The sequence below is a fragment of the Pseudomonas kurunegalensis genome, from assembly GCF_030291635.1.
Lineage (GTDB): Bacteria > Pseudomonadota > Gammaproteobacteria > Pseudomonadales > Pseudomonadaceae > Aquipseudomonas > Aquipseudomonas monteilii.
In genome coordinates this window covers 2,054,976-2,079,304 of the sequence record NZ_CP127871.1, presented here as the reverse complement: position 1 = coordinate 2,079,304, position 24,329 = coordinate 2,054,976, and the positions used below count along the sequence as shown (strand labels likewise).

Genomic DNA, 24,329 nt, shown 5'->3' with positions numbered 1-24,329 from the left:
GGGGGCTTCCTACGAGAGAACCGTATTACTCAGCTTCGGCAGGAGCCTGGGCTGGTTTAACGGCATCTTCGTACGAGACCGACTTGTCGGTCACAGTCGCTTTCTGCAGAACAGTATCTACAACTTGCTCTTCCAGCACAACCGAACGCACTTCGTTCAGTTGCTGGTCGTTTTTGTAGTACCAGGCGATGACCTGCTCAGGCTCTTGGTAAGCCGAAGCCATTTCTTCGATCATTTCGCGAACCTTGGCATCGTCCGGCTTCAGTTCGAACTGCTTGACCACTTCAGCAACGATCAGGCCCAGCACAACGCGGCGCTTGGCTTGCTCTTCGAACAGCTCGGCTGGCAGTTGCTCTGGCTTGATGTTGCCACCGAACTGCTGAACAGCCTGCACGCGCAGACGGTTGACTTCGTTTTCCAGCAGGGCTTTTGGCACTTCGATCGGGTTGGCGGCCAGCAGACCGTCCATGACCTGGTTCTTGACCTTGGTCTTGATCGCCTGACGCAGTTCACGCTCCATGTTCTTGCGAACTTCGGTGCGGAAGCCTTCCAGGGTCGATTCCTTGATGCCGAACTGGGCGAAGAATTCTTCGTTCAGCTCTGGCAGCACAGGGGCGGCAACGCTGTTGACGGTGATGGTGAACTCGGCGGCTTTGCCAGCCAGGTCCAGGTTCTGGTAGTCCTCTGGGAAGGTCACGTTGACAACGCGCTCTTCGCCAGCCTTGGCGCCAACCAGGCCGTCTTCGAAGCCTGGGATCATGCGGCCGGAGCCCAGTACCAGCTGGGTGCCCTTGGCCGAACCACCGGCGAATACTTCACCGTCAACCTTGCCAACGAAGTCGATGTTGACCTGGTCGTCGTTCTGCGCGGCGCGCTCGACGGCTTCGAAGCGGGTGTTCTGCTTGCGCAGCACTTCCAGCATGTTGTCCAGGTCGGCGTCAGCCACTTCGGCGCTCAGGCGCTCGACGTTGATCGACTCCAGGCCGGCAACGGTGAACTCAGGGAACACTTCGAAGATGGCGACGAATTCCAGGTCCTTGCCTTTTTCGAAGGACTTGGGCTCTACAGCCGGAGCGCCAGCCGGGTTCAGCTTCTGCTCGACGATGGCTTCGTAGAAGGAAGCCTGGACCAGGTCACCGAAAGCCTCTTGGCGAGCATCGGCCTCGAAGCGCTGACGGATCACGCTCATTGGCACCTTGCCTGGGCGGAAGCCGGCAACCTTGGCGCGCTTGGCAGTCTGTTGCAGACGCTTGTTGACTTCGTTCTCGACGCGCTCGGCCGGAACGGCGATGGTCATGCGGCGCTCGAGAGCGGAAGTGTTTTCAACAGAAACTTGCATGGATATTCCTCGTTGCACAGACGTTAGCCGGCGTTAGCCCGACTCCAGAATCAAGGGCAAGCATTCTAGTGAGTCGCGCAGCAGAAGTCACCCCACTCGGGACGACGGGAAACCACGCCGGTCGATTAACTTTCAAGGCCCGCACGGCGCACCGCCAGGCCTGTTTCAATAAGGGCCGCACGACACCCGGGGCGCCCTACAGCCGAAATACCTTGTCAAACAACTGCCAACAACGATTTCGCTTCCTTTATTCAGGGTCGATTTCGTTGAACTGACAGTACTCGTCCCATTCCATCCCCAGCGCCTCGGCCACCTCACGGTGCGTTTCCAGGCGCATGGCCTGCAGCTGCTCCGGGGTTTCGGCGATCAGTTGCAGCGCCAGCTCCCAGGGCTGAATGCCCTGCTCGTCGGCGGCATCTTCGAACGCCCACTCGATCTGCTGGGCCTGCTCGCGCGCATCCAGCTCGCGGATCTCTTCGAGCAGCTGCGGGTTGGCTTCGGCAAAGCGCTGCAGTGCCAGGGCCTGACGGGCTTCTTTTGCAATCATCGGGCTGTTCCTCTGCCTGTCAAACAGGCCGGTGTTTCAACCGGCTGAAATCTAACAGCTTTTATTGGGGTGTCACCAGAAGATTGCAAGTGCCGGGAAGCGATTTGGCTAGCGGGCGATCAACGGGACCGAAACGGCCCAGGCACTCAGACGAAGCTGATATTCGCACGCTGGGCGCCATAAACCACTCGCGCCGCGGTCACCAGTTGATGAGGCACCTCAACGTAAGGCACATCGGAATTGGTCAGCGCCATATCGAAGAGCTTTACCAGCACAGAGTCACGCCGCACGAGAATGACATCAGACCAATCGGTATTGGTCATGGCGACAGGAATGAAGTCCGAGCGCTTCATGAAGCTACCCAACGCTTCAAGCACGCCCAGATTCTGTCGGGTGCCATGATGACTGTGACAACAGTCATTGAGCATCATGATGCCATCAGGCCCCAGCAACTCCTGGTAGTACATCATGTCGCGCAGAACGTACTCATACTGGTGATTGGCATCCACATAGACCAGATCGAACTGCTCAATGCCGGTCTGCTCGCGGATTTTCTCGATCGCCCCGATGCTGTCGGCGCGTATCACGGAAACTTCCGGCATGCTGACGAACTTGGCAAGGCACTCCTGGTAAAGCCGCTCCCACGTCTCGTCATCGTGCAGCGAACCGCCATAGTAGTACTCATAGGCATCCACCGGAGAAACCCATGGCGGCAACTGGTCGAATGGGCTGTAGGCCTTGTTCGCATCCTTGCTCCAACTGTCGGCCAGTACCATGCGCGCCGGCGACAGGGCTGCATGCAGCTTCAGGGCATTTTCACCGCGCAGCACCCCAACCTCGGCAATAACCGGCCGTTTCTCCAGCGCATTGAACACTGCAGCCAATACCTGGTACAGGTTCACTCGATGCGTATTGCAGACTTTCATGCTCGTTCCTTTATCCATGAGGTAAGCAGCGCCTGAAAACAATCACCAGGCGGCATAACCACAGACTCCTAGCAAGAATCCGACCAGCCACTGCCGAGCGTCCGCACCCCGCCTGACCACGGGGCACTGGCAATCATTTGGAAAAAAACGGATAACTGCCGTCAACAAAATGGCATTTACATGAAGGGGCCGACAGCATTGGCGACTGATTGTCGACAACAGCGAAGCCTCAGAGAGGCAGCACAGGAAAAAAGCAAAGGCGCCCGATCTCACGATCAAGGCGCCTTTTCAAGAATATGGGGTGGACGATGGGAATCGAACCCACGACAACTGGAATCACAATCCAGCGCTCTACCAACTGAGCTACGCCCACCATATTGCAGTCTTGCGATGTTGCGGTACAACCTTACAGAAGCATGGTGCGGACGAAGAGACTCGAACTCTTACAGCTTGCGCCGCTGGAACCTAAATCCAGTGTGTCTACCAATTTCACCACGTCCGCGTAACGCTTAAAACAAAGGCGCCAGATGCTATCGAGGCGCCCTTGAAGAATATGGGGTGGACGATGGGAATCGAACCCACGACAACTGGAATCACAATCCAGCGCTCTACCAACTGAGCTACGCCCACCATATTGCATTACCGCCTACTTGCGTGCCAAAGCTGCCTAATGGCGCACCCGGCAGGACTCGAACCTGCGACCATCCGCTTAGAAGGCGGATGCTCTATCCAGCTGAGCTACGGGCGCTTAAGCTTGAAGCCTAACCGAACGAGACCTTAACAGATAACTGCTAAACCACTCATTCTGCCCGACTTAGCCAACCAGTGCTAGGCTGTGCCCGACAAGTGCGGCGAATCTTATAGTCGACCCTGTAACTCGTCAACACCTTTTTAAAAAAAATTTAAATTATTTAAGGGCTTAGGGGATTTGCCCGACCACCCGCCTTTGCCCGTGGGCCGTGTCGTGCGAGAATGCGCGCTCTTTATTGTTTCCTTCTCGATGGTTAATCACGCGTCTATGACTGCACACCTAATCGATGGCAAGGCGATCGCCGCCAACCTGCGCAAGCAGATCGCTCAACGTGTCGTGGAGCGTCGCCAGCAAGGCCTGCGTACGCCGGGCCTGGCAGTGATCCTGGTCGGCACCGACCCCGCCTCCCAAGTCTATGTCTCGCACAAGCGCAAGGACTGCGAAGAGGTCGGCTTCATTTCGCAGGCGTTCGACCTACCCAGCGAAACCTCGCAGCAGGCCCTGACCGAGCTGATCGACCGCCTCAATGACGACCCGGCTGTCGACGGCATCCTGCTGCAGTTGCCGCTGCCAGCGCACCTGGACGCCTCGCTGCTGCTCGAGCGCATTCGCCCGGACAAGGATGTGGACGGTTTCCACCCGTATAACATCGGCCGCCTGGCCCAGCGCATCCCGCTGCTGCGCCCGTGCACGCCGAAAGGCATCATGGCCCTGCTGGAAAGCACCGGCCAGGACCTGTATGGCATGGATGCGGTGATCGTTGGTGCTTCCAACATCGTGGGTCGCCCGATGGCCATGGAACTGCTGCTGGCCGGCTGCACCGTCACCGTCTGCCACCGCTTCACCAAAGACCTGGCTGGCCATGTCGGGCGCGCCGACCTGGTGGTCGTGGCTGCCGGCAAGCCGGGCCTGGTCAAGGGTGAGTGGGTCAAGGAAGGCGCTATCGTCATCGACGTGGGCATCAACCGCCAGGAAGACGGCAAGCTGGTCGGCGACGTGGTCTACGAGACTGCCCTGCCGCGCGCTGGCTGGATCACGCCGGTGCCGGGTGGCGTCGGGCCGATGACCCGTGCCTGCCTGCTGGAGAACACGCTGTATGCGGCGGAAGAACTGCACAAGTAAGTCGGCGTGAAATGAAAACGGCACCTCTGACAGGTGCCGTTTTTTTTGCCTGTGGCTTATGTGTTGGCTTTTCCGGCCTCTTCGCGGGTAAACCCGCGAAGAAGCCAACGTGGTGCTCAGCCGATCACTTCCTGGCCGCCTCCCAGGACTTCAACAGTTCGTTGTAGCTGACCGTCTCGCCTTTGGGCTTCTCGTTGGCCAGCTTCGGTTTCGGAGCACCCGGCTGGTCGAACCAGTACTGGGCATCCTTCTCCGGGTTCAGCTTGGGCGCACAGGTGGCCTGGGCATTGGACCGCTGCAAGCGTTCCATCATGCGGTCCTGGTCCCGCGCCAGGCCATCCAGCGCTTCCTGCGGGGTCTTTTCTCCACTGGCCACCTCGGCGATATGGCTCCACCACAACTGCGCCAACCGTGGATAATCCGGTACGTTGGTGCCGGTGGGTGTCCACTGCACCCGCGCCGGGCTGCGGTAGAACTCCACCAGCCCACCCAGCTTGGGCGCCAGGTCGGTCATCGCTTGGGAGTTGATGTCCGACTCTCGAATCGGCGTCAGGCCGACGATGGTCTTTTTCAGCGAGACGGTCTTGGAGGTGACGAACTGGGCATACAGCCACGCTGCCAGGCGTTGCTTCTCGGGGGTGGACTTGAAGAACGTCCACGAACCCGTGTCCTGATAGCCCAGCTTCATCCCCTCCTCCCAATAAGGCCCCTTCGGCGAGGGCGCCATGCGCCACTTCGGCGTGCCATCGGCATTCACCACCGGCAATCCGGGCTTGGTCATGTCGGCGGTAAACGCGGTGTACCAGAAGATCTGCTGGGCGATGTTGCCTTGCGCCGGCACCGGCCCCGCCTCGGAGAAGGTCATGCCCTGCGCTTCCTTGGGCGCATAGGCACGCATCCAGTCCACGTACTTCTGGGTGGCATATACAGCGGCCGGGCCGTTGGTGTCGCCGCCACGGGTGACACTGGAGCCCACCGGGTGGCAGTCCTCCACGCGAATGCCCCATTCATCCACCGGCAGGCCGTTGGGCAACCCTTTGTCGCCACCGCCGGCCATGGAGAACCAGGCATCCGTGAAGCGCCAGCCCAGCGACGGGTCTTTCTTGCCGTAGTCCATATGGCCATAGACGCGCTTGCCGTCGATTTCCTTGACGTCTTCGGTAAAGAACCTGGCAATGTCTTCATAGGCCGACCAGTTAACCGGCACACCCAGCTCGTAGCCGTACTTTTCCTTGAATTTGGCTTTCAGGTCAGGGCGCTCGAACCAGTCGGCGCGGAACCAGTACAGGTTGGCGAACTGCTGGTCAGGCAACTGGTAGACCTTGCCGTCCGGGGCGGTGGTGAAGGAAATGCCGATAAAGTCCTTCAGGTCGAGGGTCGGCGAGGTGTAGTCCTTGCCTTCGTTGGCCATCAGGTCGGTGATCGATTCCACCTTGCCGTAGCGAAAGTGCGTACCGATCAGGTCGGAGTCGTTGACCCAGCCGTCGTAGATGTTCTTGTCCGACTGCATCTGTGTCTGCAGTTTCTCCACCACGTCGCCTTCCTGGAGCAGGTCGTGGGTCAGCTGGATGCCGGTGATTTCGCTGAAGGCCTTGGCCAGCACCTTGGACTCGTATTCATGGGTGGTGATGGTTTCCGACACCACGTTGATCTTCATGCCACGGAACGGCTCTGCGGCCTTGATGAACCACTTCATCTCGGCCATCTGCTGTTCCGGGGTAAGCGTCGAAGGCTTGAACTCGCTACCAAGCCATTTCTTCGCTGCATCCTCGTATTGGTCGGCCCAGGCTGTGCCATGCACGCTGGTCAGCACCAGCAACGCGGCCAGGGTCAAATGTCGCGTCTTGTGCTTGTTATCGAACATTGTGATCTCCCGTTTCGGTTATTCCACAGGGCCGCTCGCTCAGCCCCAGCGCAGCACCACCACCAGCCACGCCAGCGACAGCAGCGAGGCCACCCACAACGGCCACTCGCTGACGCCAACCACCAGCAAATGCAGGTAGGCGCTGGCCAGCAGGCCGATGAACAAGCGGTCACCCCGGCTGGTGACCAGCGGCAAGAAGCCGCGCCGCTCCACGCAAGGACGGCGCAGCTCAAGCAGGGTCATGCCCAGCAGCAGCACGCCAACGGCGGCAAAGAACAGCGCCGTCGGCAAGGTCCAGGCCATCCACTCCATGCGTTGCCCTCCTCACACCCGGCCCAGGGCAAAGCCCTTGGCCACATGGTTGCGCACGAACCAGATCACCAGCATGCCCGGCAAAATGGTCAGTACCCCCGCCGCCGCCAGCCCCCCCCAGTCGATACCCGAGGCCGACACGGTGCGGGTCATCACGGCAGCAATCGGCTTGGCATTCACCGAGGTCAGGGTGCGCGCCAGCAGCAGCTCGACCCAGGAAAACATGAAGCAGAAAAACGCCGTCACGCCGATACCGGAGCCAATCAGCGGAATGAAGATCTTCATGAAGAAGCGCGGGAAGCTGTAGCCGTCGATGTAGGCCGTTTCGTCGATTTCCTTTGGCACGCCCGACATGAAGCCCTCCAGGATCCACACCGCCAGCGGCACGTTGAACAGGCAATGGGCCAGGGCCACGGCAATATGGGTGTCGAACAGGCCGATCGACGAGTACAACTGGAAGAACGGCAGCAGGAACACCGCCGGGGGTGCCATGCGGTTGGTCAGCAGCCAGAAGAACAGGTGCCGGTCGCCGAGGAAGCGGTAGCGCGAGAAGGCATAGGCCGCCGGCAGCGCCACCAGCAACGAAATCAGCGTGTTCAGGCACACGTAGTACAGCGAGTTGATGTAACCGCTGTACCAGCTGGCATCGGTGAAGATCACCCGGTAGTTGTCGAGGGTGAATGCCTGCGGCCACAGGGTCAGGCCGCCAAGGATCTCGGTGTTGCTCTTGAACGACATGTTCAGCAACCAGTAGATCGGCACCAGCAGGAAGAAGAAATACAGCAGCAGGGCCAGCGTTTTGCGCGTACTCATGGGCTAGTCCTTGTCGGCATGGGTCATGGCTGTGTAGAACAGCCACGACACCAGCAGGATGATCAGGAAGTACACCAGCGAGAACGCCGCCGCCGGGCCCAGGTCGAACTGCCCCACGGCCATGCGCGTGAGGGTCTGGCTGAGGAAAGTGGTGGCGTTACCCGGCCCGCCACCGGTCAGCACGAACGGCTCGGTGTAGATCATGAAGCTGTCCATGAAGCGCAGCATCACCGCGATGAGCAGCACGTTTTTCAGCTTGGGCAGCTGGATATGGCGGAACACCGCCCAGCCCGAAGCACGGTCGATACGCGCGGCCTGGTAGTACACGTCGGGGATGGCGCGCAGGCCCGAATAGCACAGCAGTGCCACCAGTGACGTCCAGTGCCATACGTCCATCACCAGCACCGTAAGCCAGGCGTCGAACGGGTCGCCGGCGTAGTTGTAGCTGACCCCGAGCTTGGCCAGGGTAGCGCCAAGCAGGCCGATGTCGGCACGGCCGAAGATCTGCCAGATGGTGCCCACCACGTTCCACGGGATCAGCAGCGGAATGGCCATGACGATCAGGCACACCGACGCCATGCGCCCCTTGGTCGGCATAGTCAGGGCAATGCCGATGCCCAGCGGGATCTCGATCAGCAGCACGCAGGCGGAATAGATGAACTGGCGCAGCAGCGCGTCATGCAACGCCGGGTCGCGCAGCACCTGGCGGTACCAGTCGGCACCGACGAAGTAGCGGTTGGACTGGTCGAAAATATCCTGCACCGAGTAGTTGACCACGGTCATCATCGGCACCACCGCGCTGAACGCCACCAGCAGGAACACCGGCAGCACCAGCCACCAGGCCTTGTTGTTCGGCACTTTGTTCATGGCCCGGCCTCCAGCAGCACATCGTCGACGTACAGCATCAGCCACTGCGCCGGAAAGCTGACCCAGGCCTGATCCACAGGCAGCAGGCGGTCCTCGCCCAGGCGCGCCTTCAGCGCGACACCGCCTGCTTCGACGGTGACGATGCGGTAGGTGCCCAGGTCTTCGATATCCAGCACGCGTGCGGGGATGGCGCCATCGAACGGGGTGTCCCACAGCTGTAGGAATTCTGGCCGGATGCCCACTTGCAAGCGCCCGCCTGCCGTTGCCGCCAGCCGTTCGCGCAGGCCATCGGGCAGCGCCAGGTGGACATCACCAAACGCCACCCCGTCGGCTTCGGCGCGCACCTCGATCAGGTTCATGCCCGGGCTGCCGATGAAGTAGCCGACAAAGGTATGCCGGGGCCGCTCGAACAGCTCACGCGGGGTGCCGAACTGAACGATGCGGCCACCGTGCATCACTGCGATCTTGTCAGCGAAGGTCGATGCCTCCAGCTGGTCGTGGGTGACGTAGATCATGGTGATGTTGAACTGCTCGTGAATTTGCTTCAGCTTGCGCCGCAGCTTCCACTTCAGGTGCGGGTCGATCACCGTCAGCGGCTCGTCGAACAGGATCGCCGACACGTCATCGCGCACCAGGCCGCGGCCCATGGAGACTTTCTGCTTTTCGTCGGCGCTGAGGTTGCGCGCCTTCTTGCGCAACACGGCAGAGAGGTCGAGCACCTCGGCAATTTCGTCCACCCGGGCACGCACCCGGGCTTCATCCAGCCCCTGGTTGCGCAAGGGGAAGGCCAGGTTGTCGAACACCGTCATGGTGTCGTACACCACCGGGAACTGGAACACCTGGGCAATGTTGCGCGCTTGCGGCGACAGCTGGTTGACCGGTTTGCCGTCGAACAGCACCTCGCCATGGGACGGCGTCAGCAGCCCGGAAATGATATTGAGCAAGGTCGACTTGCCGCAGCCCGACGGCCCAAGCAACGCGTAAGCGCCGCCCTGCTCCCATACATGCTCCAGCGCGTGCAGGGCATAGTCCGCCTCGCTGGCGGGCTGGCGACTGTAACTGTGCGCCAGTTGGCGCAAGCGGATTTCGGCCATCACCCTCTCCTTGCCTGGCGCAGCCCCGGGGCCTGCACCAACGCCCCGGCGCTGTCGAAGACGAACAGCTTGTGGGTGGGGATGAACACGCGGATCGGCGTGTCCACCTGGTATTCGTGCACCCCGGGCAGGTGCAGGATCATGCGCCAATGCTCGTTGCGCACATGCAGGAAGGTTTCGGAACCGCTGATCTCGGCCAGCTCCACCAGCACCGCCAGTTCCAGGTCATCGTCATGGGCCGGCACCAGGGTGATATGGCTAGGGCGCACGCCAAAGCGGTAGTCGCCTTCGGCAAGCGCCTGCAAGTCGGCATTGCGGGCAAAATGCACGGCCTGGGCCAGGCTCACCTCGTTGCCACTGATACGGCCAGGCACCAGGTTGATCGGCGGCTCGGAAAACAGCTCGGCCGCCAGCACACTGCCCGGGCGCTGATACACGTCGGCGGTGGGGCCGCTTTGCACGATGCGGCCCTCATGCACAAGGGTGGTGGTGCCACCCAGCGCCAGCGCCTCGTTGGGCTCGGTGGTGGCGTATACCGCAATGCAGTGGCGCGCCGCGAACAGCTCGCGAAGCTCCTGGCGCAGGCCTTCGCGCAACTTGTAGTCGAGGTTGACCAACGGCTCGTCAAAGAGGATCAGCGAGGCATCCTTGACCAACGCCCGGGCCATCGCCGTGCGTTGCTGCTGGCCGCCGGACAGCTCCAGCGGCAGGCGCTGCAGGTAGGTTTCGATGCGCAACATCTCGGCGGTTTCCTGCACACGCCTGCGGATGTCCGCCTCGGCCATGCGCGCCTGGCGCAGCGGCGAGGCGATGTTTTCGTACACGCTCAAGGTCGGGTAATTGATGAACTGCTGGTACACCATCGATACGTTGCGCTGGCGCACCGGCACACCCGTCACGTCCTGGCCATCCATCAGCACCCGGCCCCGGTCCGGGCGATCGAGCCCGGCCATCAGGCGCATGAGGCTGGTCTTGCCAGCCAGGGTGCGGCCCAGCAGCACGTTGAACGAACCAGGTTCGAAACGCAGCGAGGCATCGACGATCCACGGCTGGTTGTCGACGCTGCGGCTGACCTGCTCCAGTACCAGGGACATGGCATGGCCTTCTTGTCGTTGTTGTCTGCCGGGCACAGCCAGTTCCGTGCCAGTTGCTCCCCGATGCTCTGGCTCGGGGCCTGGGCGGCAGACCGCGCAAATCGGGGGGTTCACAAGTGAACACAATCACTGAACAACTGAACACCTGCCGGTTTGACAATGAACACCCGTGAACAACACTGAACAGCGGTCCGCCCATAACAACAACCACACAGGACAGGCCCATGGCCGCATCCGCTTCGACCCACGCCCAGCTCATCCAGGCATCCTGGGCCCGCTGCCGCGATCACGGTTTGCAACCGCAGCACGCACCGGACTTCGACTGCCTGACCCGCGCCGAACTCAGCGAACTGCTGGAAAAACGCCAGGCCCTGCTGCGCCTGACCCGCGAGGAAGTGCTACCGCAATATGCACACCTGCTGGGCAACGCCAGCTACCTGGTGATGCTGGCCGATGCCAGCGGCTGCCTGCTCGACAGCTGGGGTTCGCGGCGTTTCATCGAGCCGCGCCAGCAGCATGGTTTCAGCGCCGGCGCCCACTGGCACGAGCGCGGGGTTGGCACCAATGCCTTGGGCACCGCGCTGATTTGTGCCCAGGCCATTCACGTCGGCCAGGACGAGCACTTCCTGCGCCAGAACCGCTACATGTCCAGCGCCGCCGCCCCCCTGTTCGACGCCGCACGGCAACTGGTCGGGGTGTTCGACGTGGCCAGCGACGGCTATCTGCCGACCAGCCAGACACTGGGCCTGGTACGCATGATGGGCCAGAGCCTGGAAAACCGCCTGATCCTCGCCGAACATGCCGACCAGCACGCACAACTGATCTTCAACAGCGCCTCCGATAACCTCGACAGCCCTTGGGCCGGCCTGCTGGTGTTCGATGAGCATGGGCAGGTGCTGGCCGCCAACCACCGGGCCGACAGCCTGCTCGGCGGTAACCCGTTGCAGCAGAACATCGAGCAGCTGTTCCAGTTGCCCTTGCAGCAGTTGCTCAGCCATCCCCGGCAACAGCCCTTCGCCCTCCAGGCCACCGGGCGCAACCGCTTTCATTGTCAGTGGCAACCGCCACGCGAAACGCCCCGCCGTCCTGAACCTGGCAATGGCGAGCCGCGCCTGGAAAAAGCGCGAGTGCAGGCCGGCCTGCTGCTGGAAAAGGACATTCCAGTGTTGGTGCAGGGTGAAACCGGTGTGGGCAAGGAAGTGTTCGTGGAAACCCTGCACCGTGCCAGCAGCCGCGCCGACAGGCCCTTGGTCGCCGTCAACTGCGCGGCAATCCCGGCCGAACTGGTGGAGTCGGAGCTGTTCGGCTACGACAGAGGCGCGTTCACCGGCGCCCACCACAAAGGCAACCCGGGGCTGATCCGCAAGGCCGACCACGGCATCCTGTTTCTCGATGAGATCGGCGACATGCCGCTGCCTACCCAGGCCCGCCTGCTGCGCGTGTTGCAATCGCGCAGCATCCAGCCGCTGGGCAGCGGCGAACCGGTAGCGGTGGATATCCGCGTGGTGTCGGCAAGCAACCGCGACCTGGCCGAAGAGGTGCGTGCCGGGCGCTTTCGTCAGGATTTGTACTACCGCATTGCAGGGCTGACGGTGGTGCTGCCGCCGCTGCGAGAGCGTGCAGACCGGCGGCAGCTGATCGATCAGGTGCATGCTCGCTACCGCGAGCCTGGGCAACCGGCGCGGCTGCCCCCGGCCATTATCGAGTTGCTCGATCACCACCCCTGGCCTGGCAATGTGCGCGAACTGGTCAGCGTGCTGCAGGTGGCACTGGCCTTGGCGGGCAGCGGGCCCGTCGGCGTCGAGCACCTGCCTGCAGGGTTTCTGGCCGAGTTGCAAGTGCCTGTGCTGGTGGCGACCGAAGCGGTAGACCTGCAGACGCTGGTTGAACAAGCCAATGGCAACCTGTCAGCGGTGGCGCGCGGCCTGGGGATCAGCCGGACCACCCTCTACAAGCGGCTGCGTGAGCGATGAATCTATTGACCTGCACGGCCGCTCAAGGGTTACGCCACTGCACCGGTTGCCGGTAAGCCTGTGCCCAGGCTTGCACTTCACTGGCCGGCATCGGCCGGGCAATGCAGTACCCCTGCGCCAGCTCGCAGCCCAGCCCCATCAGCACCCGGCCGTGCTCGACGCTCTCCAGCCCCTCGGCGATCACCTCCCGGCCAAAGGCCCGGGCCAGGCCGATCACCGCCGCTGTCAGCGCCAGGTCGTCCTGATCATGGAGGATGTCACGCACGAACGACTGATCGATCTTGATCGTCTGGGTCGGCAAGCGTTTCAGGTAACTCAACGACGAATAGCCGGTGCCGAAATCGTCCAGCGAGAAGCGCACGCCCAGTGCGCGACAGGCGTCCAGGCAACGGCTGACGTGCTGCAGGTTGTCGATGGCCACGGACTCGACGATTTCCAGGTCCAGCCTGGCCGGGTCCACCGCCGGGTACGCTGCCAGCAGCTGCTGCAGGCGCTCGGCAAAGTCACTGCGCTGCAAATGCCGCGCGGCGATGTTCACACTCAGCGACCAGGGCTGCCCCTGCTGCTGCCAGGCCTGCAACTGGGTCAAGGCCTGGTCGAGCACCCACTCGCCGATTTCAACGATCAGGTCGGTCTGCTCTACCCAAGGCAGGAAATCGCCGGGCGGCACCACGCCACGGCCTGGCCGCTGCCAGCGTAGCAAGCCCTCGAAGCCCAGCACCTGGCCGCTGCGCAGGTTGACCTTGGGCTGGTAGTAAAGGCAAAGCTCTCGGTTGTTAAGGGCCCGTCGCACCCTCGCCACTGTCTGGTGAGTGGCCTTGAGCTCCTGCTCCTGCGACACGTCAAACACGTGATACCGGTTGCGCCCGCGCTGCTTGGCCACATACATGGCCTGGTCGGCATGGCGCACCAGGGTATCGGCATCTTCGTCATCCTGCGGGTACAGGGTCACGCCGATACTGGCGCTGAGCGACAGCGTGTGCCCCCGAACCACACAGGGGGCCGCCAATGCCCGCAATACCCGCCGCAGGGCTGCATGCAGCTTGCGCTCATCATCGACGTCGCGCAGGATCAGCACGAACTCGTCGCCCGACAACCGGGCGACGGCATCACCCCCGCGCAGGATGCGCTTCAGGCGCTGGGCCACTTCCACCAGCAGCAGGTCGCCCACCGCATGCCCGTAACCGTCGTTGACCGCCTTGAAGCCATCCAAGTCGAGCATGCACACCGCCAGCGGGATGTCTTCACGCCGCGAGTAGGCCAGGGCCTGGTTCAACAGGTCGGACAAGTAGGCACGATTGGGCAGGCCAGTGAGCACATCGTGCCCCACCCGCCATTGCAAGGTGTGCAGCAGTTGGCGCTTCTCGGTGACGTCAAAGCGGATCGACACGTACTTGCGCACCAGGCCGGTCAGCGGGTCGACCAAGGGCACCATGGTGCTGTCGACCCAGTACAGCGAACCGTCCTTGGACCGGTTGCAGATCTCGCCCTTCCACACCCGCCCGGCGGCCAGGGCCCGCCACATGCCAACGAAGAACGCCGGCTCGTGCAGGCCGGAGTTGAGGATGCGGTGGTTGGCACCCAGCAGCTCCTCGCGGCTGTAGCCCGAGATGCTGCAGAACTGCTGGTTGACGTAGGTGATGTTCCCACGCAGGTCGGTTTCCGAAAAGATCGCGGCCGCGTCCACGGCCGCGCGATAGATATCATCCATAAAGCATCCTGCCTTAGCGGTTGAAGCGCTCCACCAGGGCGCGCAATCCGGCGCACACCTGTTCCAGTTCGGCGCCACGCGAGGCGGCGGCGTTGGCGCTGTGGGCGCTGTGCTGGGCAATACCGGCTACGCCGTTGATCTGCCGCGAAACGTCTTCGGCCACTGCCGACTGCTGCTGCGAAGCGGTCGCCATCTGCTGGCTCATGTCGCTGATGCGCTGCACCGCATCACGAATGCCATGCAGCGCCTGTCGCGCTTCCTGCACCTGGGCAACGCCCAGCTCGGCACCTTCGATGCCCTGGCTGGCGATCGCCACGGCTTCTTCGGCGCCACTGCGCAGCGCATCGATGATGGCCTGGATGTGCAGGGTCGACTGGCGGGTCTTGTCGGCCAGCGCCCGCACCTCATCGGCGACCACGGCAAAGCCGCGCCCTTGCTCGCCCGCACGCGCGGCCTCGATGGCAGCGTTGAGGGCCAGCAAGTTGGTTTGCTCGGCAATGCCGCGGATCATTCCGGCAGCCTCCGCGATGGCACCGGTCTGACCGGCCAGCTGGCTGACCGCCTGGTTGATCTGCGTCACGGTGCTGGCCAAGGTACGAATGGCTGCACCGCTGGCATCTGCCACCTGGCTGCCCTGCTCGGCCAGCAGGTGCGCAGTGTGTGCCTCGGCGGCGGTCAACTGGACATGGTTGGCCACTTCACCGATGGAGGCGGCCATCTGGTTCATTGCCGTGGCGCTCAGGTCGGTTTCGGCGCGTTGCTCCAGCAGCGCGGCCTCGGTGCCACGCGACAGCTGCCCGGCATCGTGGGCGGCCACGGCCATTTGCCCGGCCAGGTCGCTTAACCGCGTCAATGCAGTTTTCAGGCGGGCCTCTTCGCTGATCAGCATCAGTTGCAGTTGCCCGGCGGCACCCGGCAAGTCGCTGTAGGTCAAGGCTGCAACCGGGTCGGCGAAGGCTCCGTCGGCGCCTTGCACAACCTGCTGCAACTGCCGGCCAAGGGCATCGCGTGCCCACAGGCCGTAGGCCAGGAACAGCCCCAGGGTCAGCCCCTGCCCCACCAGGCCAGGCCACAGCTGGTTGGCGCCCAGTGCCAGCAGCCCGCCCGCCAGTGGCAAGGCCAGCGCCTGCGCCAGCAAGCTCAGCCGACGCGGCACCGACAAGGCCGCCTGGCCGTTGCGCAGCCGCGCATACAGGGCTTCGGCACGGGCCACCTGCTCACGCGTGGGGCACACCCGCACCGACTCGTAGCCGACCACACGCCCGCCTTCGAGGATAGGCGTGACGTAAGCGTTGACCCAGTAGTAGTCGCCGTTACGGCAGCGGTTCTTGACGATGCCCATCCAGCTCTTGCCAGCTTTCAGGTAGCGCCACATCAACGCGTACACCGCCGGCGGCATGTCCGGGTGGCGCACCAGGTTGTGCGGGCTGCCGATCAGTTCGGCCTCGCTGTAGCCGCTGATAGCGGCGAATTCGGGGTTGCAGTAGGTGATCAGGCTGGCGGTATCGGTAGCAGAAATCAGCCGCTGATCAGGGGGAAAACGTTGCTCGACCGGGGTAACCGGCAAGTTGAGGCGCACGATGAGACTCCATTCACTGACGTGCCGGTACGCAGCTCATCGACAGCCACCGGAACCGATCCGTAGCGATCCGCTCCAAATGGCACATGCGCTTCCCGCCGTTGGGGCACGAGGCCGAACCACACAGGGAAGTTGACGATGACTGACCGGTCAAGCCGTGAATTCTACGAAATTCATCACATAAATAAAACAAAGGTGATCGATCATGGCGTTGCGCCATGCCGATAGATATCGTTAAGTTCTTGATTCTAAATGGGAATTAAGTGATGACGAGATCAGCTTTGGGTACTGCCCTGCGCCGCTACCGCAAGCTGGCGGGCCTGACCCAGGCACAACTGGCCGAACGGACCGGCTTCGATCCCAAGACCATCAGCCGCTTCGAAACCAGCACCTATACCCCAAGCATCGATGCACTCATGGAGTTTGCTCAGGTGCTGGGCGTCAAACCCAAGGACTTCTTCGCCGAGCCGGACGACGAAGAGGAGCAGCGCGCCTACCTGTTCGGCGTCATTCACAACGCACCGCCCAAGGATCTTGGCAAGCTGATTGCAGCAGTGGAGCAGGCACTGGCCAAGCCCTGAACAAATTCGCGTCCACCCACCTCACGGTACGCACCGAACTAGAGCCTGGCAGGTCAGATTGCCCCATAACTGGTCAGACCGGTAAGGCCGAAAACCCTTGCAAAGTCGGATTTTTCGCGCTTTTATGGCCTCGCGCTGAACAAACCGGTAAGACCACAATAATTAAGTCCTGCGCTCTTTCGCCCCGTGCGGCTACCGAAGCAAGGACACCGATCAGAGATAATCCCATGCTCAAATGGTGCTCGCGTTCGATCTTCCTGCAAGTCGTGCTCGGCCTTGCCCTCGGCATCGCCTGCGGCCTCAGCTTCCCCGACCTTTCCCTGCAACTCAAACCCCTCGGCGACGGCTTCATCAAGCTGATCAAGATGCTCATCGGCCTGATCGTGTTCTGCGTGGTGGTCAGCGGCATCTCGGGCGCGGGCGACCTGAAAAAGGTCGGACGCATCGGCCTGAAGTCAGTGATCTACTTTGAAGTGCTGACCACCTTGGCGCTGGTGATCGGCCTGGTGTTCGCCTTCAGCAGTGGCATTGGTAGCGGTGCCAACATTCACCTGGACCAGCTGTCCACCGCCGATGCCAACGGCCTGGCAGAGCGCGGCCAGCACATCCACGGCGCCACGGCGTTCTTCATGGACCTGATCCCCACCTCGGTGATCGGTGCCTTCGCCGACAACAACATTCTTCAGGTGCTGCTGTTCTCGGTGCTGTTCGGCAGCGCGCTGAACCTGGTGGGTGACTCGGCCGCCGGCATTTCGCGGCTGATCAACGAGCTGAGCCATGTGATCTTCCGCATCATGGGCATGATCGTACGCCTGGCGCCCATCGGCGTGTTCGGCGCCATCGCCTTCACCACCAGCAAATACGGCCTGGAATCGCTGCAGCACCTGGGCGGGCTGGTCGCACTGTTCTACCTGACCTGTGCCGGCTTCGTGCTGATCGTGCTGGGGACGGTCATGCGCCTGTCGGGCCTGAAGCTGTTGCCGCTGATCAAGTACCTGCGTGAAGAGCTGACCATCGTGCTGGGCACCGCCTCTTCCGACGCAGTGCTGCCGCAGATCATGCGCAAGCTGGAGCACCTGGGCATTGGCAGCTCCACCGTCGGCCTGGTGATCCCCACCGGCTATTCGTTCAACCTCGATGGTTTCTCCATCTACCTGACCCTGGCCATCGTGTTCATTGCCAACGCCACCGGCACGCCGCTGGAAATGACCGACCTGCTGACCATCCTGCTGGTGTCGCTGGTGACTTCCAAGGGCGCTCACGGCATCCCAGGCTCGGCGCTGGTCATCCTGGCCGCCACCTTGACCGCCGTACCCGCGATTCCGGTGGTTGGCCTGGTGCTGGTGCTGGCAGTGGACTGGTTCATGGGCATCGGCCGGGCATTGACCAACCTGATTGGCAACTGCGTGGCCACCGTGGCCATCGCACGCTGGGAAAAGGACATTGACCTGGAGCGCGCGCAGAACGTGCTCGACGGCAAGCCCGGCTTTGCCCCCACGCCGCGCAAACAGCCCAACACGCACCATCAACAGGAATTCTGAACCAGAGCGGCCGGCGATCACGCCGGCCCTTGCAGGAGCGAACCGTGATCAGCTCATCGACCGTCGTCAACTCAGTGGTGGAAAAACTGCGCCAGGCCTTGGCCCGGGGCCAATGGCGCACCGGCGACATGCTGCCGGGCCAGCGCGAGCTGGCCGAACAACTGGGCATCAGCCGCCCTAGCCTGCGCGAAGCGGTGACCGTGCTGGAGACCCTGGGCCTGGTCCGCTCGTTGCCGGGCAAGGGCGTACTGGTACTGGACGCCGATGCCCCCCCCCAGGAACCCGGCATCGACACCAGCGCTGCGGCCAGCCTGGCCGACGTACTGGAACTGCGTTACACCCTCGAGCCCTTCATCGTTGGCCTGGTGGCGCAATCGGCCAACAGCCAGGACATCGGCCAGTTACGCCTGACCCTGATGGACATGCGCGAAGCGCTGGAGGCCGATGACAGCGAAGCCGGCGTGAAGGCCTACATCGCCTTCCATGAAGCGCTGTTCGCGCTCACCACCAACCCGATCTTCCAGAGCGTGGTGCAGCAGACCGGCAATGCCCTGAAACAGAGCGCCGACATGCTGCGCAACTCGCCCGAGCACCTGGCGGCGCGGCTGAAGGAGAACGAAGCAGTGGTCCGTGCCATACGTGAACGCAACAGCGCCCAGGCCAGTGCCCAGATGCGCCAGCACATCCTCGCCGAAGGCCAGCGCATGGGCATTTCGCTGAACATCCCGGACGAACACCCGCATCCATGACCCCAGGAGAGCGACCATGAACGCCGCCCCTCACCTGCCCGCCCTGCTTGCGGCCGGCGAAACCCGCCTGTCGGCCGAGCAGATCTACCCCCGGCTGTTCGACGCCATTCTCGAACAGCGCTTGCCTCCGGGCGCGCTGCTGCCCGAGCAGGCGCTGGGCCATGCCTTTGGTGTCAGTCGCACCGTGATTCGTCGTGTGCTTGGGCGCCTGTCCGACCAGCAGGTGGTGGTGCAGCGCCCCAGCCACACCGCGCACCTGGCCGCGCCCGACCCGGATCAGGCACGTCAGGTGCTCAGTGCCCGGCGCCTGGCCGAAACCACGCTGATTACCCTGGCCACCCAGCGCGCCCGGCCGGCGCAGGTGCGCCAGCTGCGGCAACTGGTAGAACGCGAACGTCTGCACCACGAAAGCGGCGAGCGCTGCGCGGCGATCCGCCTGGGCGGTGAGTTTCACCTGAAACTGGCGCAGGTGGCGGCCAATGCGCCGCTGGCACGGTTCCTCAATGGGCTGGTGCCGATGACCTCACTGATCATCGCCCGCTACGAATCACCGTGCTGCGACCACTGTGCATGGGAAGAGCACGCGGCCATCATCGATGCCGTGGAGCAAGGCGATGCCGAGGCGGCGTTGAGTTTGATGCACAAGCACTTGGACCGCCTGGAAGAAAAGCTCGACCTGAATTGATCGTTCATGCTGACGCGGTCCCTGTAGGAGCGGCCTTGTGTCGCGATGGGCCGCAAAGCGGCCCCGGCAATGCCTGTTGCGGAGCTGAAATCCTGGGTCCGCTGCGCGGCCCATCGCGACACAAGGCCGCTCCTACAGGGACTGCGTCGCCCAAGCGATAAGGTGCACGGCAGTACTTCGCACGCCACCCTATACTGCGAGAACCACCCCAGCCTCTATCAGGGAGGCGGTTGCGTGAGTGCTCGAATCCTTCTGTTGCTGTGCCTGCTGTTGGCCCTGACCGGCTGCGCGGGCAAGCGCCCACCTGCCCCGCCTGCGCCTGCGGTGCTCACGCCCGCCGCCTGGCAACGCATCGACCAGGAACTGATCGACGCTTCGGTCGGCGCCGCCGGCTCGGCCAACGACTATGCCCGGCGCTCCATGCGGGTATGGAAGGAACAGGTACAACAGCGCACCGAAAGCGACTTCATCCCATGGTTCACCGGTTACTGGACCCAGCAGTGGCTCACCCTCAAAGTGGCCTGGTACAAGCTCGACAGCGGCGAAGGCCGTGAACCTGCGCAAAAGCGCCTGGCCCTGTACCTGCAGGAGCAATACCACGAGCGGGTGATCGAGCCGGTGGCCGAGCAGATCAACCCCGAGGGCATCCGCGACCGCGCCTGCGAGCTGTACCTGCAACTGCTCGGCCAGCAGCTACCCGCCATCATCAGCCGCTACAACGCGCCCCCCGAGCAGGTCAGCCAGCGCCTCAACCGCATCCCCGCCATCCACCTAGGGCCGCCGGATGCGCGTAATGCCAGCCTGTATCAACTGCTTCGGGCCAAGTCGCTGGACCAGCAACCGGCCTGGCAAGCCATGCGCCAGCACTTGCATGAACAGGCCAGCAAAGGCCCCGGGCGAACCGATGTCGGGCTGAACTCGGTGGCCACCCAGGCCAGCGAAAAGCTCGGCGCTACCCTGGCCCCGCGCGGCATCGCCAGTGCCGTGGCGTCGGCGGTGGGCAAGGTGGCGGGGGCGATGATTTCGATTGCGGCGGCCGGCTACGGCATGATGACCCATGACCGCGATCACCCGCAGATGGTCGAACAGTTGCGGGTGATCCTCAACGTGGCGCTGAACCAGGAATGGCAAGAGTTGATGGAAAACCGCCAGAGCGGGGCCATGGCGGGGGTGTATTACTTGTCGGGGCAGGTTGAGGACAGCTTGCTGGCCAGTGTGCCGCGGCCCGTCGAGCAACCGGTAGAACAACAAGTGAAGCAGCAGCAAGCACCTTTGATCATTCGCCTGCCGCCGTAGGCGCGGGCTTGCCCGCGAAGAGGCCGGCCCAGGCTACATCAGGCTGTAGCCAACGCAGAACTTGGCAACCCAAAGATCCGGTCGAACGCCCAGTTGTAGGCAAAGGTGTAGCAAGGCACCAGCACGATGAACGCCATGTCCACCAGCAACGCCTCCACCAGTGTCATGTCGAGCCACCAGGCAATCAGCGGAATCAGGTACACCACCAGCGTCAGCTGAAAGCCGATGGCATGCGCCACCCGCCGCGCCACACTGCGCCCACGCTTGGCCTGGCGGCTCTCCCACCATTCGAACAAGGTGTTGTAAACCAGGTTCCAGAGCATGGCGATGGTGGTGATCATCACCGCCAGCGGCCCGGTATGCGACGCTTGGGTGTCCGACAGGTAAGCCAGCCCGAGGGTCGACATGCACAACCCGATCAGCTCATAAAAAGTCACGTAGACCAGTTTGCGTTTCAATCCCTGCACTCGGGGTTACCTCCAATGACAAAAGCGATGGGGCGCGATCATGCTTCACCCTGCTTGACAGCAAAAGTCAGCAGCTGTCAGATCTACTGACAGGAGGCTGCCATGAACTTTTCCAGCGACAACATCCAGCTTTTTCTAGCCGTGCTCGACTGCGGTTCGTTTTCTGCCGCCGCGCGCGCCCTGAGGCGCGTGCCTTCAGCCGTGAGCATGGCTATCGGCAACCTTGAAGCGGAACTGGGCTACAGCTTGTTCGAACGTGGTTCGCGTGAGGTTCGCCCAACTGCCCAAGCCCTGGCCCTGGAACCACACGCCAGGCTGATTGGCGAACAATTGGGATTGCTGCAGGTACACGCACTGGAGCTGTCCCAAGGGTTGGAAAGCAGCCTGACCCTGGCCGTGGTACCAGACATCGACCACCGGCCACTGCTGGCGGCCATCGCACACCTTGGCGAACGCCACCCGCTGCTGGATATCGCCCTGCTCAGCGCCCCGCAGGAAGAAGCCCTGCACCTGCTGGACAGTGGCCGCGCCGACCTTTGCGTGGCCTTTGCAGGCCTGCAGGTCGACGCCCGCCGAGGCTTCCAGCACATCGGCATGGAGTCGCTGGTGGCCACCCTGTCGCCGGCCCACCCGGCCTTGCGCGAGGGGCGCATCCATTACCTCGAAGACCTGACCCAGGTGCGTCAGATTCTGGTGCGCAGCCGCGACCTGCCAATGGCCGACCCGCGCCCGCTGATCGGTGCAGCGCACTGGTCAACCGACAGCTTCGACCTGGCGTTGCAAATGGTGGAAGCAGGCCTGGGCTGGGGCGACCTGCCGTTGTCGCGGGTTGCGCCACTGCTCGCCAGCGGACGCCTGGTGCGCCTGGGTTTTCGCAATACACGCAACGAGTTGCAGTTGCCGATACACATCTTGTGGCGCAAGCAACAACCGCTGCAGCAAGCCGCCCGGCTGTTGATCCAGCAGTTGAGTAGCCGTTGAGTACCGTCTGTCGAAACGGCCGTAAGAAATTTCTGTAAGTGCTTCAATCTTTTACCCCTTTAGCCGATATCCCGGTCGACAGGCCCCGCAGTGCGTCATGAGCGCGCTGCGCCCTCCCCTCATTGGCTCAAGGTCTCGAAACATGAACCTGAAATTTCGCCACAAGATCCTGCTCAGCGCCTGCGGTGTCGTGGTCCTGGCATTTGCCCTGTTCACGCTCTACAACGACTACCTGCAACGCAACACCATCCGCCAGAACATCGAAGCCTCTGTGCAGCAATCCGGCGCTCTGACCGCCAGCAGCGTGCAGAACTGGATGAGCGGGCGCATCCTGGTGCTGGAAAACCTGGCCCAGGACATCGGCCAGCTAGGTGCCGGCGAGACCCTGGCCGGGCTGATCGAGCAGCCGTCCTACACGCGTAATTTCCTGTTCACGTACCTGGGCCAGGCCAACGGTGCGTTCACCCAGCGCCCGGACGCCCAGATGCCTGCCGGTTACGACCCGCGCCAGCGCCCTTGGTATGGCGCCGCCGCCAGCGCCGGGCAGACCGTGCTGACTGCCCCCTACCAAGGCGCGGTCGGCGGCCTGATGGTCACCATCGCCACCCCGGTGAAGAGCAAAAGCAACGGCGAGCTGATCGGTGTGGTCGGCGGTGACGTGACCCTCGACACCCTGGTCGAGATCATCAACTCGGTCGACTTCGGCGGCATCGGCCACGCCTTCCTGGCAGACGCCAATGGCCAGGTGATTGTCAGCCCCGACAAAGACCAGGTGATGAAGAACCTCAAGGACATCTACCCCGGCAGCAACCTGCGGATTGCCGCTGGCATGCAGGATGTCACCCTCAACGGCCAGGACCGCATCATTTCTTTCGCCCCGGTAGCCGGCCTGCCGTCGGCGCAGTGGTACATCGGCCTGTCGATCGACAAGGACAAGGCTTATGCCGCACTCAGCCAGTTCCGCACCTCGGCGATCATCGCCATGCTGATTGCCGTGGCCGCCATCGCCGGCCTGCTCGGCCTGCTGATCCCGGTGCTGATGAGCCCGCTGACCACCATGGGCCGCGCCATGCGCGACATCGCCGAGGGTGAAGGCGACCTTACCCGCCGCCTGACCGTGCAGAACAAGGACGAGTTCGGCGAACTGGCCACCTCGTTCAACCGCTTCGTCGAGCGCATCCACGCCTCGATCAGCGAAGTGTCCTCGGCCACCCGCCTGGTGCACGACCTGTCGGAAAAAGTGGTCAGCGCATCCAACGCGTCGATCACCGGCTCGGAAGAACAGAGCATGCGCACCAACAGCGTGGCAGCGGCCATCAACGAGCTGGGCGCCGCCACCCAGGAAATCGCCCGCAACGCCGCCGATGCTTCGCAGCATGCCAGCGGCGCCAGCGAGCAGGCACACGGCGGCCGTGAAGTGGTGGAAGAGGCGATCAGTGCCATGACCGCCTTGTCACAGCGCATCAGCGAGTCTTGCGCGCAGATCGAAACGCTCAACGCCAGCACCGACGAAATCGGCAAGATTCTCGACGTGATCAAGGGTATTTCGCAGCAGACCAACCTGCTGGCACTGAACGCCGCGATCGAGGCGGCCCGTGCCGGTGAAGCCGGCCGTGGCTTTGCCGTGGTGGCCGACGAAGTGCGCAACCTGGCACACCGTACCCAGGAGTCGGCGGAAGAGATCCACCGCATGATCACCAGCCTGCAGGTAGGTTCGCGCGAAGCGGTGCACACCATGAACACCAGCCAGGTGTCCAGCGAGCAGACCGTACAGGTGGCCAACCAGGCCGGTGAACGCCTGGCCAGCGTGACCCAGCGCATCGGCGAAATCGATGGCATGAACCAGTCCGTGGCGACCGCGACCGAAGAGCAGACCGCCGTGGTCGAGAGCCTCAACCTGGACATCACCCAGATCAACGCCCTGAACCAGCAGGGCGTGGAAAACCTGAACGAAACCCTGCGTCATTGCGACCAGCTGGCCCAGCAGGCCGGGCGCCTGAAGCAGTTGGTGGGCAGCTTCAGAATCTGATGGACCCG

Annotated in this window: 21 protein-coding genes, 4 tRNA genes and 1 pseudogene; 10 read left to right on the top strand and 16 right to left on the bottom strand. The window is 62.9% G+C overall.

Annotated elements, in window-relative coordinates; all coding sequences use genetic code 11:
• Nucleotides 1-25: 25 nt before the first annotated feature.
• The 7 genes from tig to QQ992_RS09350 form a co-directional block, all read right to left on the bottom strand.
• Nucleotides 26-1,339, bottom strand: a complete 1,314-nt coding sequence (tig, locus tag QQ992_RS09380; protein WP_286113163.1) for a trigger factor — start codon at nucleotides 1,337-1,339, stop codon at nucleotides 26-28.
• Nucleotides 1,340-1,586: 247 nt separating this feature from the next.
• On the bottom strand, nucleotides 1,587-1,886 hold the full coding sequence (locus QQ992_RS09375; protein WP_119370670.1) for a DUF6388 family protein: 300 nt from the start codon (nucleotides 1,884-1,886) through the stop codon (nucleotides 1,587-1,589).
• Between the two features lie 146 nt (nucleotides 1,887-2,032).
• Nucleotides 2,033-2,812, bottom strand: a complete 780-nt coding sequence (locus tag QQ992_RS09370; protein ID WP_286113161.1) for a class I SAM-dependent methyltransferase — start codon at nucleotides 2,810-2,812, stop codon at nucleotides 2,033-2,035.
• Nucleotides 2,813-3,109: 297 nt separating this feature from the next.
• Nucleotides 3,110-3,185 (bottom strand) — tRNA-His (locus QQ992_RS09365).
• Between the two features lie 44 nt (nucleotides 3,186-3,229).
• Nucleotides 3,230-3,314, bottom strand: a tRNA-Leu gene (locus QQ992_RS09360).
• Nucleotides 3,315-3,366: 52 nt separating this feature from the next.
• Nucleotides 3,367-3,442, bottom strand: a tRNA-His gene (locus tag QQ992_RS09355).
• A gap of 41 nt (nucleotides 3,443-3,483) precedes the next feature.
• Nucleotides 3,484-3,560 (bottom strand) — tRNA-Arg (locus QQ992_RS09350).
• Between the two features lie 270 nt (nucleotides 3,561-3,830).
• On the opposite strand from QQ992_RS09350, the gene folD reads away from it, so the two are divergent.
• Nucleotides 3,831-4,685: a bifunctional methylenetetrahydrofolate dehydrogenase/methenyltetrahydrofolate cyclohydrolase FolD gene (gene folD, locus QQ992_RS09345; RefSeq protein ID WP_016714772.1), complete on the top strand. Its 855-nt coding sequence runs from the start codon at nucleotides 3,831-3,833 to the stop codon at nucleotides 4,683-4,685.
• 124 nt (nucleotides 4,686-4,809) lie between these two features.
• On the opposite strand, the gene QQ992_RS09340 is transcribed toward folD, so the two are convergent.
• From QQ992_RS09340 to QQ992_RS09315, 6 genes are read right to left on the bottom strand one after another with little or no spacing between them, the layout of a single operon-like run.
• Nucleotides 4,810-6,549, bottom strand: a complete 1,740-nt coding sequence (locus QQ992_RS09340; protein WP_105947904.1) for an ABC transporter substrate-binding protein — start codon at nucleotides 6,547-6,549, stop codon at nucleotides 4,810-4,812.
• A 39-nt stretch (nucleotides 6,550-6,588) separates the two neighbouring features.
• Nucleotides 6,589-6,861: a DUF2160 domain-containing protein gene (locus tag QQ992_RS09335; protein WP_013971877.1), complete on the bottom strand. Its 273-nt coding sequence runs from the start codon at nucleotides 6,859-6,861 to the stop codon at nucleotides 6,589-6,591.
• Between the two features lie 12 nt (nucleotides 6,862-6,873).
• Entirely contained in the window at nucleotides 6,874-7,674 is an 801-nt protein-coding gene (locus tag QQ992_RS09330; protein WP_286113157.1) for a carbohydrate ABC transporter permease, read from the bottom strand.
• 3 nt (nucleotides 7,675-7,677) lie between these two features.
• Entirely contained in the window at nucleotides 7,678-8,541 is an 864-nt protein-coding gene (locus QQ992_RS09325; protein ID WP_016714776.1) for a carbohydrate ABC transporter permease, read from the bottom strand.
• On the bottom strand, nucleotides 8,538-9,635 hold the full coding sequence (locus QQ992_RS09320) for an ABC transporter ATP-binding protein (protein ID WP_286113156.1): 1,098 nt from the start codon (nucleotides 9,633-9,635) through the stop codon (nucleotides 8,538-8,540). Before QQ992_RS09320 ends, QQ992_RS09325 begins: the two co-directional genes overlap by 4 nt.
• Complete coding sequence (locus QQ992_RS09315; RefSeq protein ID WP_286113155.1) at nucleotides 9,635-10,729, bottom strand: ABC transporter ATP-binding protein; 1,095 nt, start codon at nucleotides 10,727-10,729, stop codon at nucleotides 9,635-9,637. Before QQ992_RS09315 ends, QQ992_RS09320 begins: the two co-directional genes overlap by 1 nt.
• 224 nt (nucleotides 10,730-10,953) lie before the next feature.
• Here QQ992_RS09315 and QQ992_RS09310 point away from each other — a divergent pair, with 224 nt between their 5' ends.
• Nucleotides 10,954-12,702 carry a sigma-54-dependent Fis family transcriptional regulator gene (locus QQ992_RS09310; protein WP_286113153.1) on the top strand — a complete coding sequence of 583 codons (1,749 nt, stop codon included), beginning with the start codon at nucleotides 10,954-10,956 and terminating at the stop codon, nucleotides 12,700-12,702.
• Nucleotides 12,703-12,724: 22 nt separating this feature from the next.
• Here the strand turns inward: QQ992_RS09310 and QQ992_RS09305 are convergent, their stop codons facing one another.
• Together QQ992_RS09305 and QQ992_RS09300 are read right to left on the bottom strand one after the other, a co-directional pair.
• Nucleotides 12,725-14,413, bottom strand: coding sequence for a putative bifunctional diguanylate cyclase/phosphodiesterase (locus QQ992_RS09305; RefSeq protein WP_286113151.1), 1,689 nt, complete (start codon nucleotides 14,411-14,413; stop codon nucleotides 12,725-12,727).
• A 13-nt stretch (nucleotides 14,414-14,426) separates the two neighbouring features.
• Nucleotides 14,427-15,992, bottom strand: coding sequence for a methyl-accepting chemotaxis protein (locus tag QQ992_RS09300; protein WP_286113150.1), 1,566 nt, complete (start codon nucleotides 15,990-15,992; stop codon nucleotides 14,427-14,429).
• A 266-nt stretch (nucleotides 15,993-16,258) separates the two neighbouring features.
• Between QQ992_RS09300 and QQ992_RS09295 the strand changes: the two genes are divergently transcribed.
• The 5 genes from QQ992_RS09295 (at nucleotide 16,259) to QQ992_RS09275 (ending at nucleotide 20,844) form a co-directional block, all read left to right on the top strand.
• Entirely contained in the window at nucleotides 16,259-16,573 is a 315-nt protein-coding gene (locus QQ992_RS09295) for a helix-turn-helix domain-containing protein (RefSeq protein WP_025754409.1), read from the top strand.
• A gap of 227 nt (nucleotides 16,574-16,800) precedes the next feature.
• A complete protein-coding gene (locus QQ992_RS09290) occupies nucleotides 16,801-18,114 on the top strand; it encodes a C4-dicarboxylate transporter DctA (protein WP_016714783.1) in 1,314 nt (437 codons plus the stop codon).
• 44 nt (nucleotides 18,115-18,158) lie between these two features.
• Nucleotides 18,159-18,863: a FadR/GntR family transcriptional regulator gene (locus QQ992_RS09285; RefSeq protein WP_286113147.1), complete on the top strand. Its 705-nt coding sequence runs from the start codon at nucleotides 18,159-18,161 to the stop codon at nucleotides 18,861-18,863.
• A 16-nt stretch (nucleotides 18,864-18,879) separates the two neighbouring features.
• Nucleotides 18,880-19,548 carry a GntR family transcriptional regulator gene (locus tag QQ992_RS09280; RefSeq protein ID WP_286113146.1) on the top strand — a complete coding sequence of 223 codons (669 nt, stop codon included), beginning with the start codon at nucleotides 18,880-18,882 and terminating at the stop codon, nucleotides 19,546-19,548.
• Nucleotides 19,549-19,782: 234 nt separating this feature from the next.
• Nucleotides 19,783-20,844, top strand: coding sequence for a hypothetical protein (locus QQ992_RS09275; protein WP_286113145.1), 1,062 nt, complete (start codon nucleotides 19,783-19,785; stop codon nucleotides 20,842-20,844).
• Between the two features lie 38 nt (nucleotides 20,845-20,882).
• On the opposite strand, the gene QQ992_RS09270 is transcribed toward QQ992_RS09275, so the two are convergent.
• Complete coding sequence (locus QQ992_RS09270; RefSeq protein WP_286113144.1) at nucleotides 20,883-21,311, bottom strand: PACE efflux transporter; 429 nt, start codon at nucleotides 21,309-21,311, stop codon at nucleotides 20,883-20,885.
• A 102-nt stretch (nucleotides 21,312-21,413) separates the two neighbouring features.
• Here QQ992_RS09270 and QQ992_RS09265 point away from each other — a divergent pair, with 102 nt between their 5' ends.
• The 3 genes and pseudogenes from QQ992_RS09265 to QQ992_RS28070 all read left to right on the top strand — a co-directional run bounded on the left by QQ992_RS09265 (nucleotide 21,414) and on the right by QQ992_RS28070 (nucleotide 24,321).
• Nucleotides 21,414-22,292, top strand: a complete 879-nt coding sequence (locus QQ992_RS09265; RefSeq protein ID WP_286113143.1) for a LysR family transcriptional regulator — start codon at nucleotides 21,414-21,416, stop codon at nucleotides 22,290-22,292.
• 97 nt (nucleotides 22,293-22,389) lie between these two features.
• Nucleotides 22,390-23,418 (top strand): annotated as a pseudogene (gene mcpA / locus QQ992_RS28075) (methyl-accepting chemotaxis protein McpA); the annotation flags it as partial.
• Between the two features lie 162 nt (nucleotides 23,419-23,580).
• Nucleotides 23,581-24,321, top strand: coding sequence for a methyl-accepting chemotaxis protein (locus tag QQ992_RS28070; protein ID WP_370290711.1), 741 nt, complete (start codon nucleotides 23,581-23,583; stop codon nucleotides 24,319-24,321).
• Nucleotides 24,322-24,329 lie beyond the last annotated feature (8 nt).

Coding starts and splice junctions, on each gene's coding strand:
- tig (WP_286113163.1), bottom strand. CDS start 1,339: ATGCAAGTTTCTGTTGAAAACACTTCCGCTCTCGAGCGCCGCATGACC.
- QQ992_RS09375 (WP_119370670.1), bottom strand. CDS start 1,886: ATGATTGCAAAAGAAGCCCGTCAGGCCCTGGCACTGCAGCGCTTTGCC.
- QQ992_RS09370 (WP_286113161.1), bottom strand. CDS start 2,812: ATGAAAGTCTGCAATACGCATCGAGTGAACCTGTACCAGGTATTGGCT.
- folD (WP_016714772.1), top strand. CDS start 3,831: ATGACTGCACACCTAATCGATGGCAAGGCGATCGCCGCCAACCTGCGC.
- QQ992_RS09340 (WP_105947904.1), bottom strand. CDS start 6,549: ATGTTCGATAACAAGCACAAGACGCGACATTTGACCCTGGCCGCGTTG.
- QQ992_RS09335 (WP_013971877.1), bottom strand. CDS start 6,861: ATGGAGTGGATGGCCTGGACCTTGCCGACGGCGCTGTTCTTTGCCGCC.
- QQ992_RS09330 (WP_286113157.1), bottom strand. CDS start 7,674: ATGAGTACGCGCAAAACGCTGGCCCTGCTGCTGTATTTCTTCTTCCTG.
- QQ992_RS09325 (WP_016714776.1), bottom strand. CDS start 8,541: ATGAACAAAGTGCCGAACAACAAGGCCTGGTGGCTGGTGCTGCCGGTG.
- QQ992_RS09320 (WP_286113156.1), bottom strand. CDS start 9,635: ATGGCCGAAATCCGCTTGCGCCAACTGGCGCACAGTTACAGTCGCCAG.
- QQ992_RS09315 (WP_286113155.1), bottom strand. CDS start 10,729: ATGTCCCTGGTACTGGAGCAGGTCAGCCGCAGCGTCGACAACCAGCCG.
- QQ992_RS09310 (WP_286113153.1), top strand. CDS start 10,954: ATGGCCGCATCCGCTTCGACCCACGCCCAGCTCATCCAGGCATCCTGG.
- QQ992_RS09305 (WP_286113151.1), bottom strand. CDS start 14,413: ATGGATGATATCTATCGCGCGGCCGTGGACGCGGCCGCGATCTTTTCG.
- QQ992_RS09295 (WP_025754409.1), top strand. CDS start 16,259: ATGACGAGATCAGCTTTGGGTACTGCCCTGCGCCGCTACCGCAAGCTG.
- QQ992_RS09290 (WP_016714783.1), top strand. CDS start 16,801: ATGCTCAAATGGTGCTCGCGTTCGATCTTCCTGCAAGTCGTGCTCGGC.
- QQ992_RS09280 (WP_286113146.1), top strand. CDS start 18,880: ATGAACGCCGCCCCTCACCTGCCCGCCCTGCTTGCGGCCGGCGAAACC.
- QQ992_RS09265 (WP_286113143.1), top strand. CDS start 21,414: ATGAACTTTTCCAGCGACAACATCCAGCTTTTTCTAGCCGTGCTCGAC.
- QQ992_RS28070 (WP_370290711.1), top strand. CDS start 23,581: ATGCGCACCAACAGCGTGGCAGCGGCCATCAACGAGCTGGGCGCCGCC.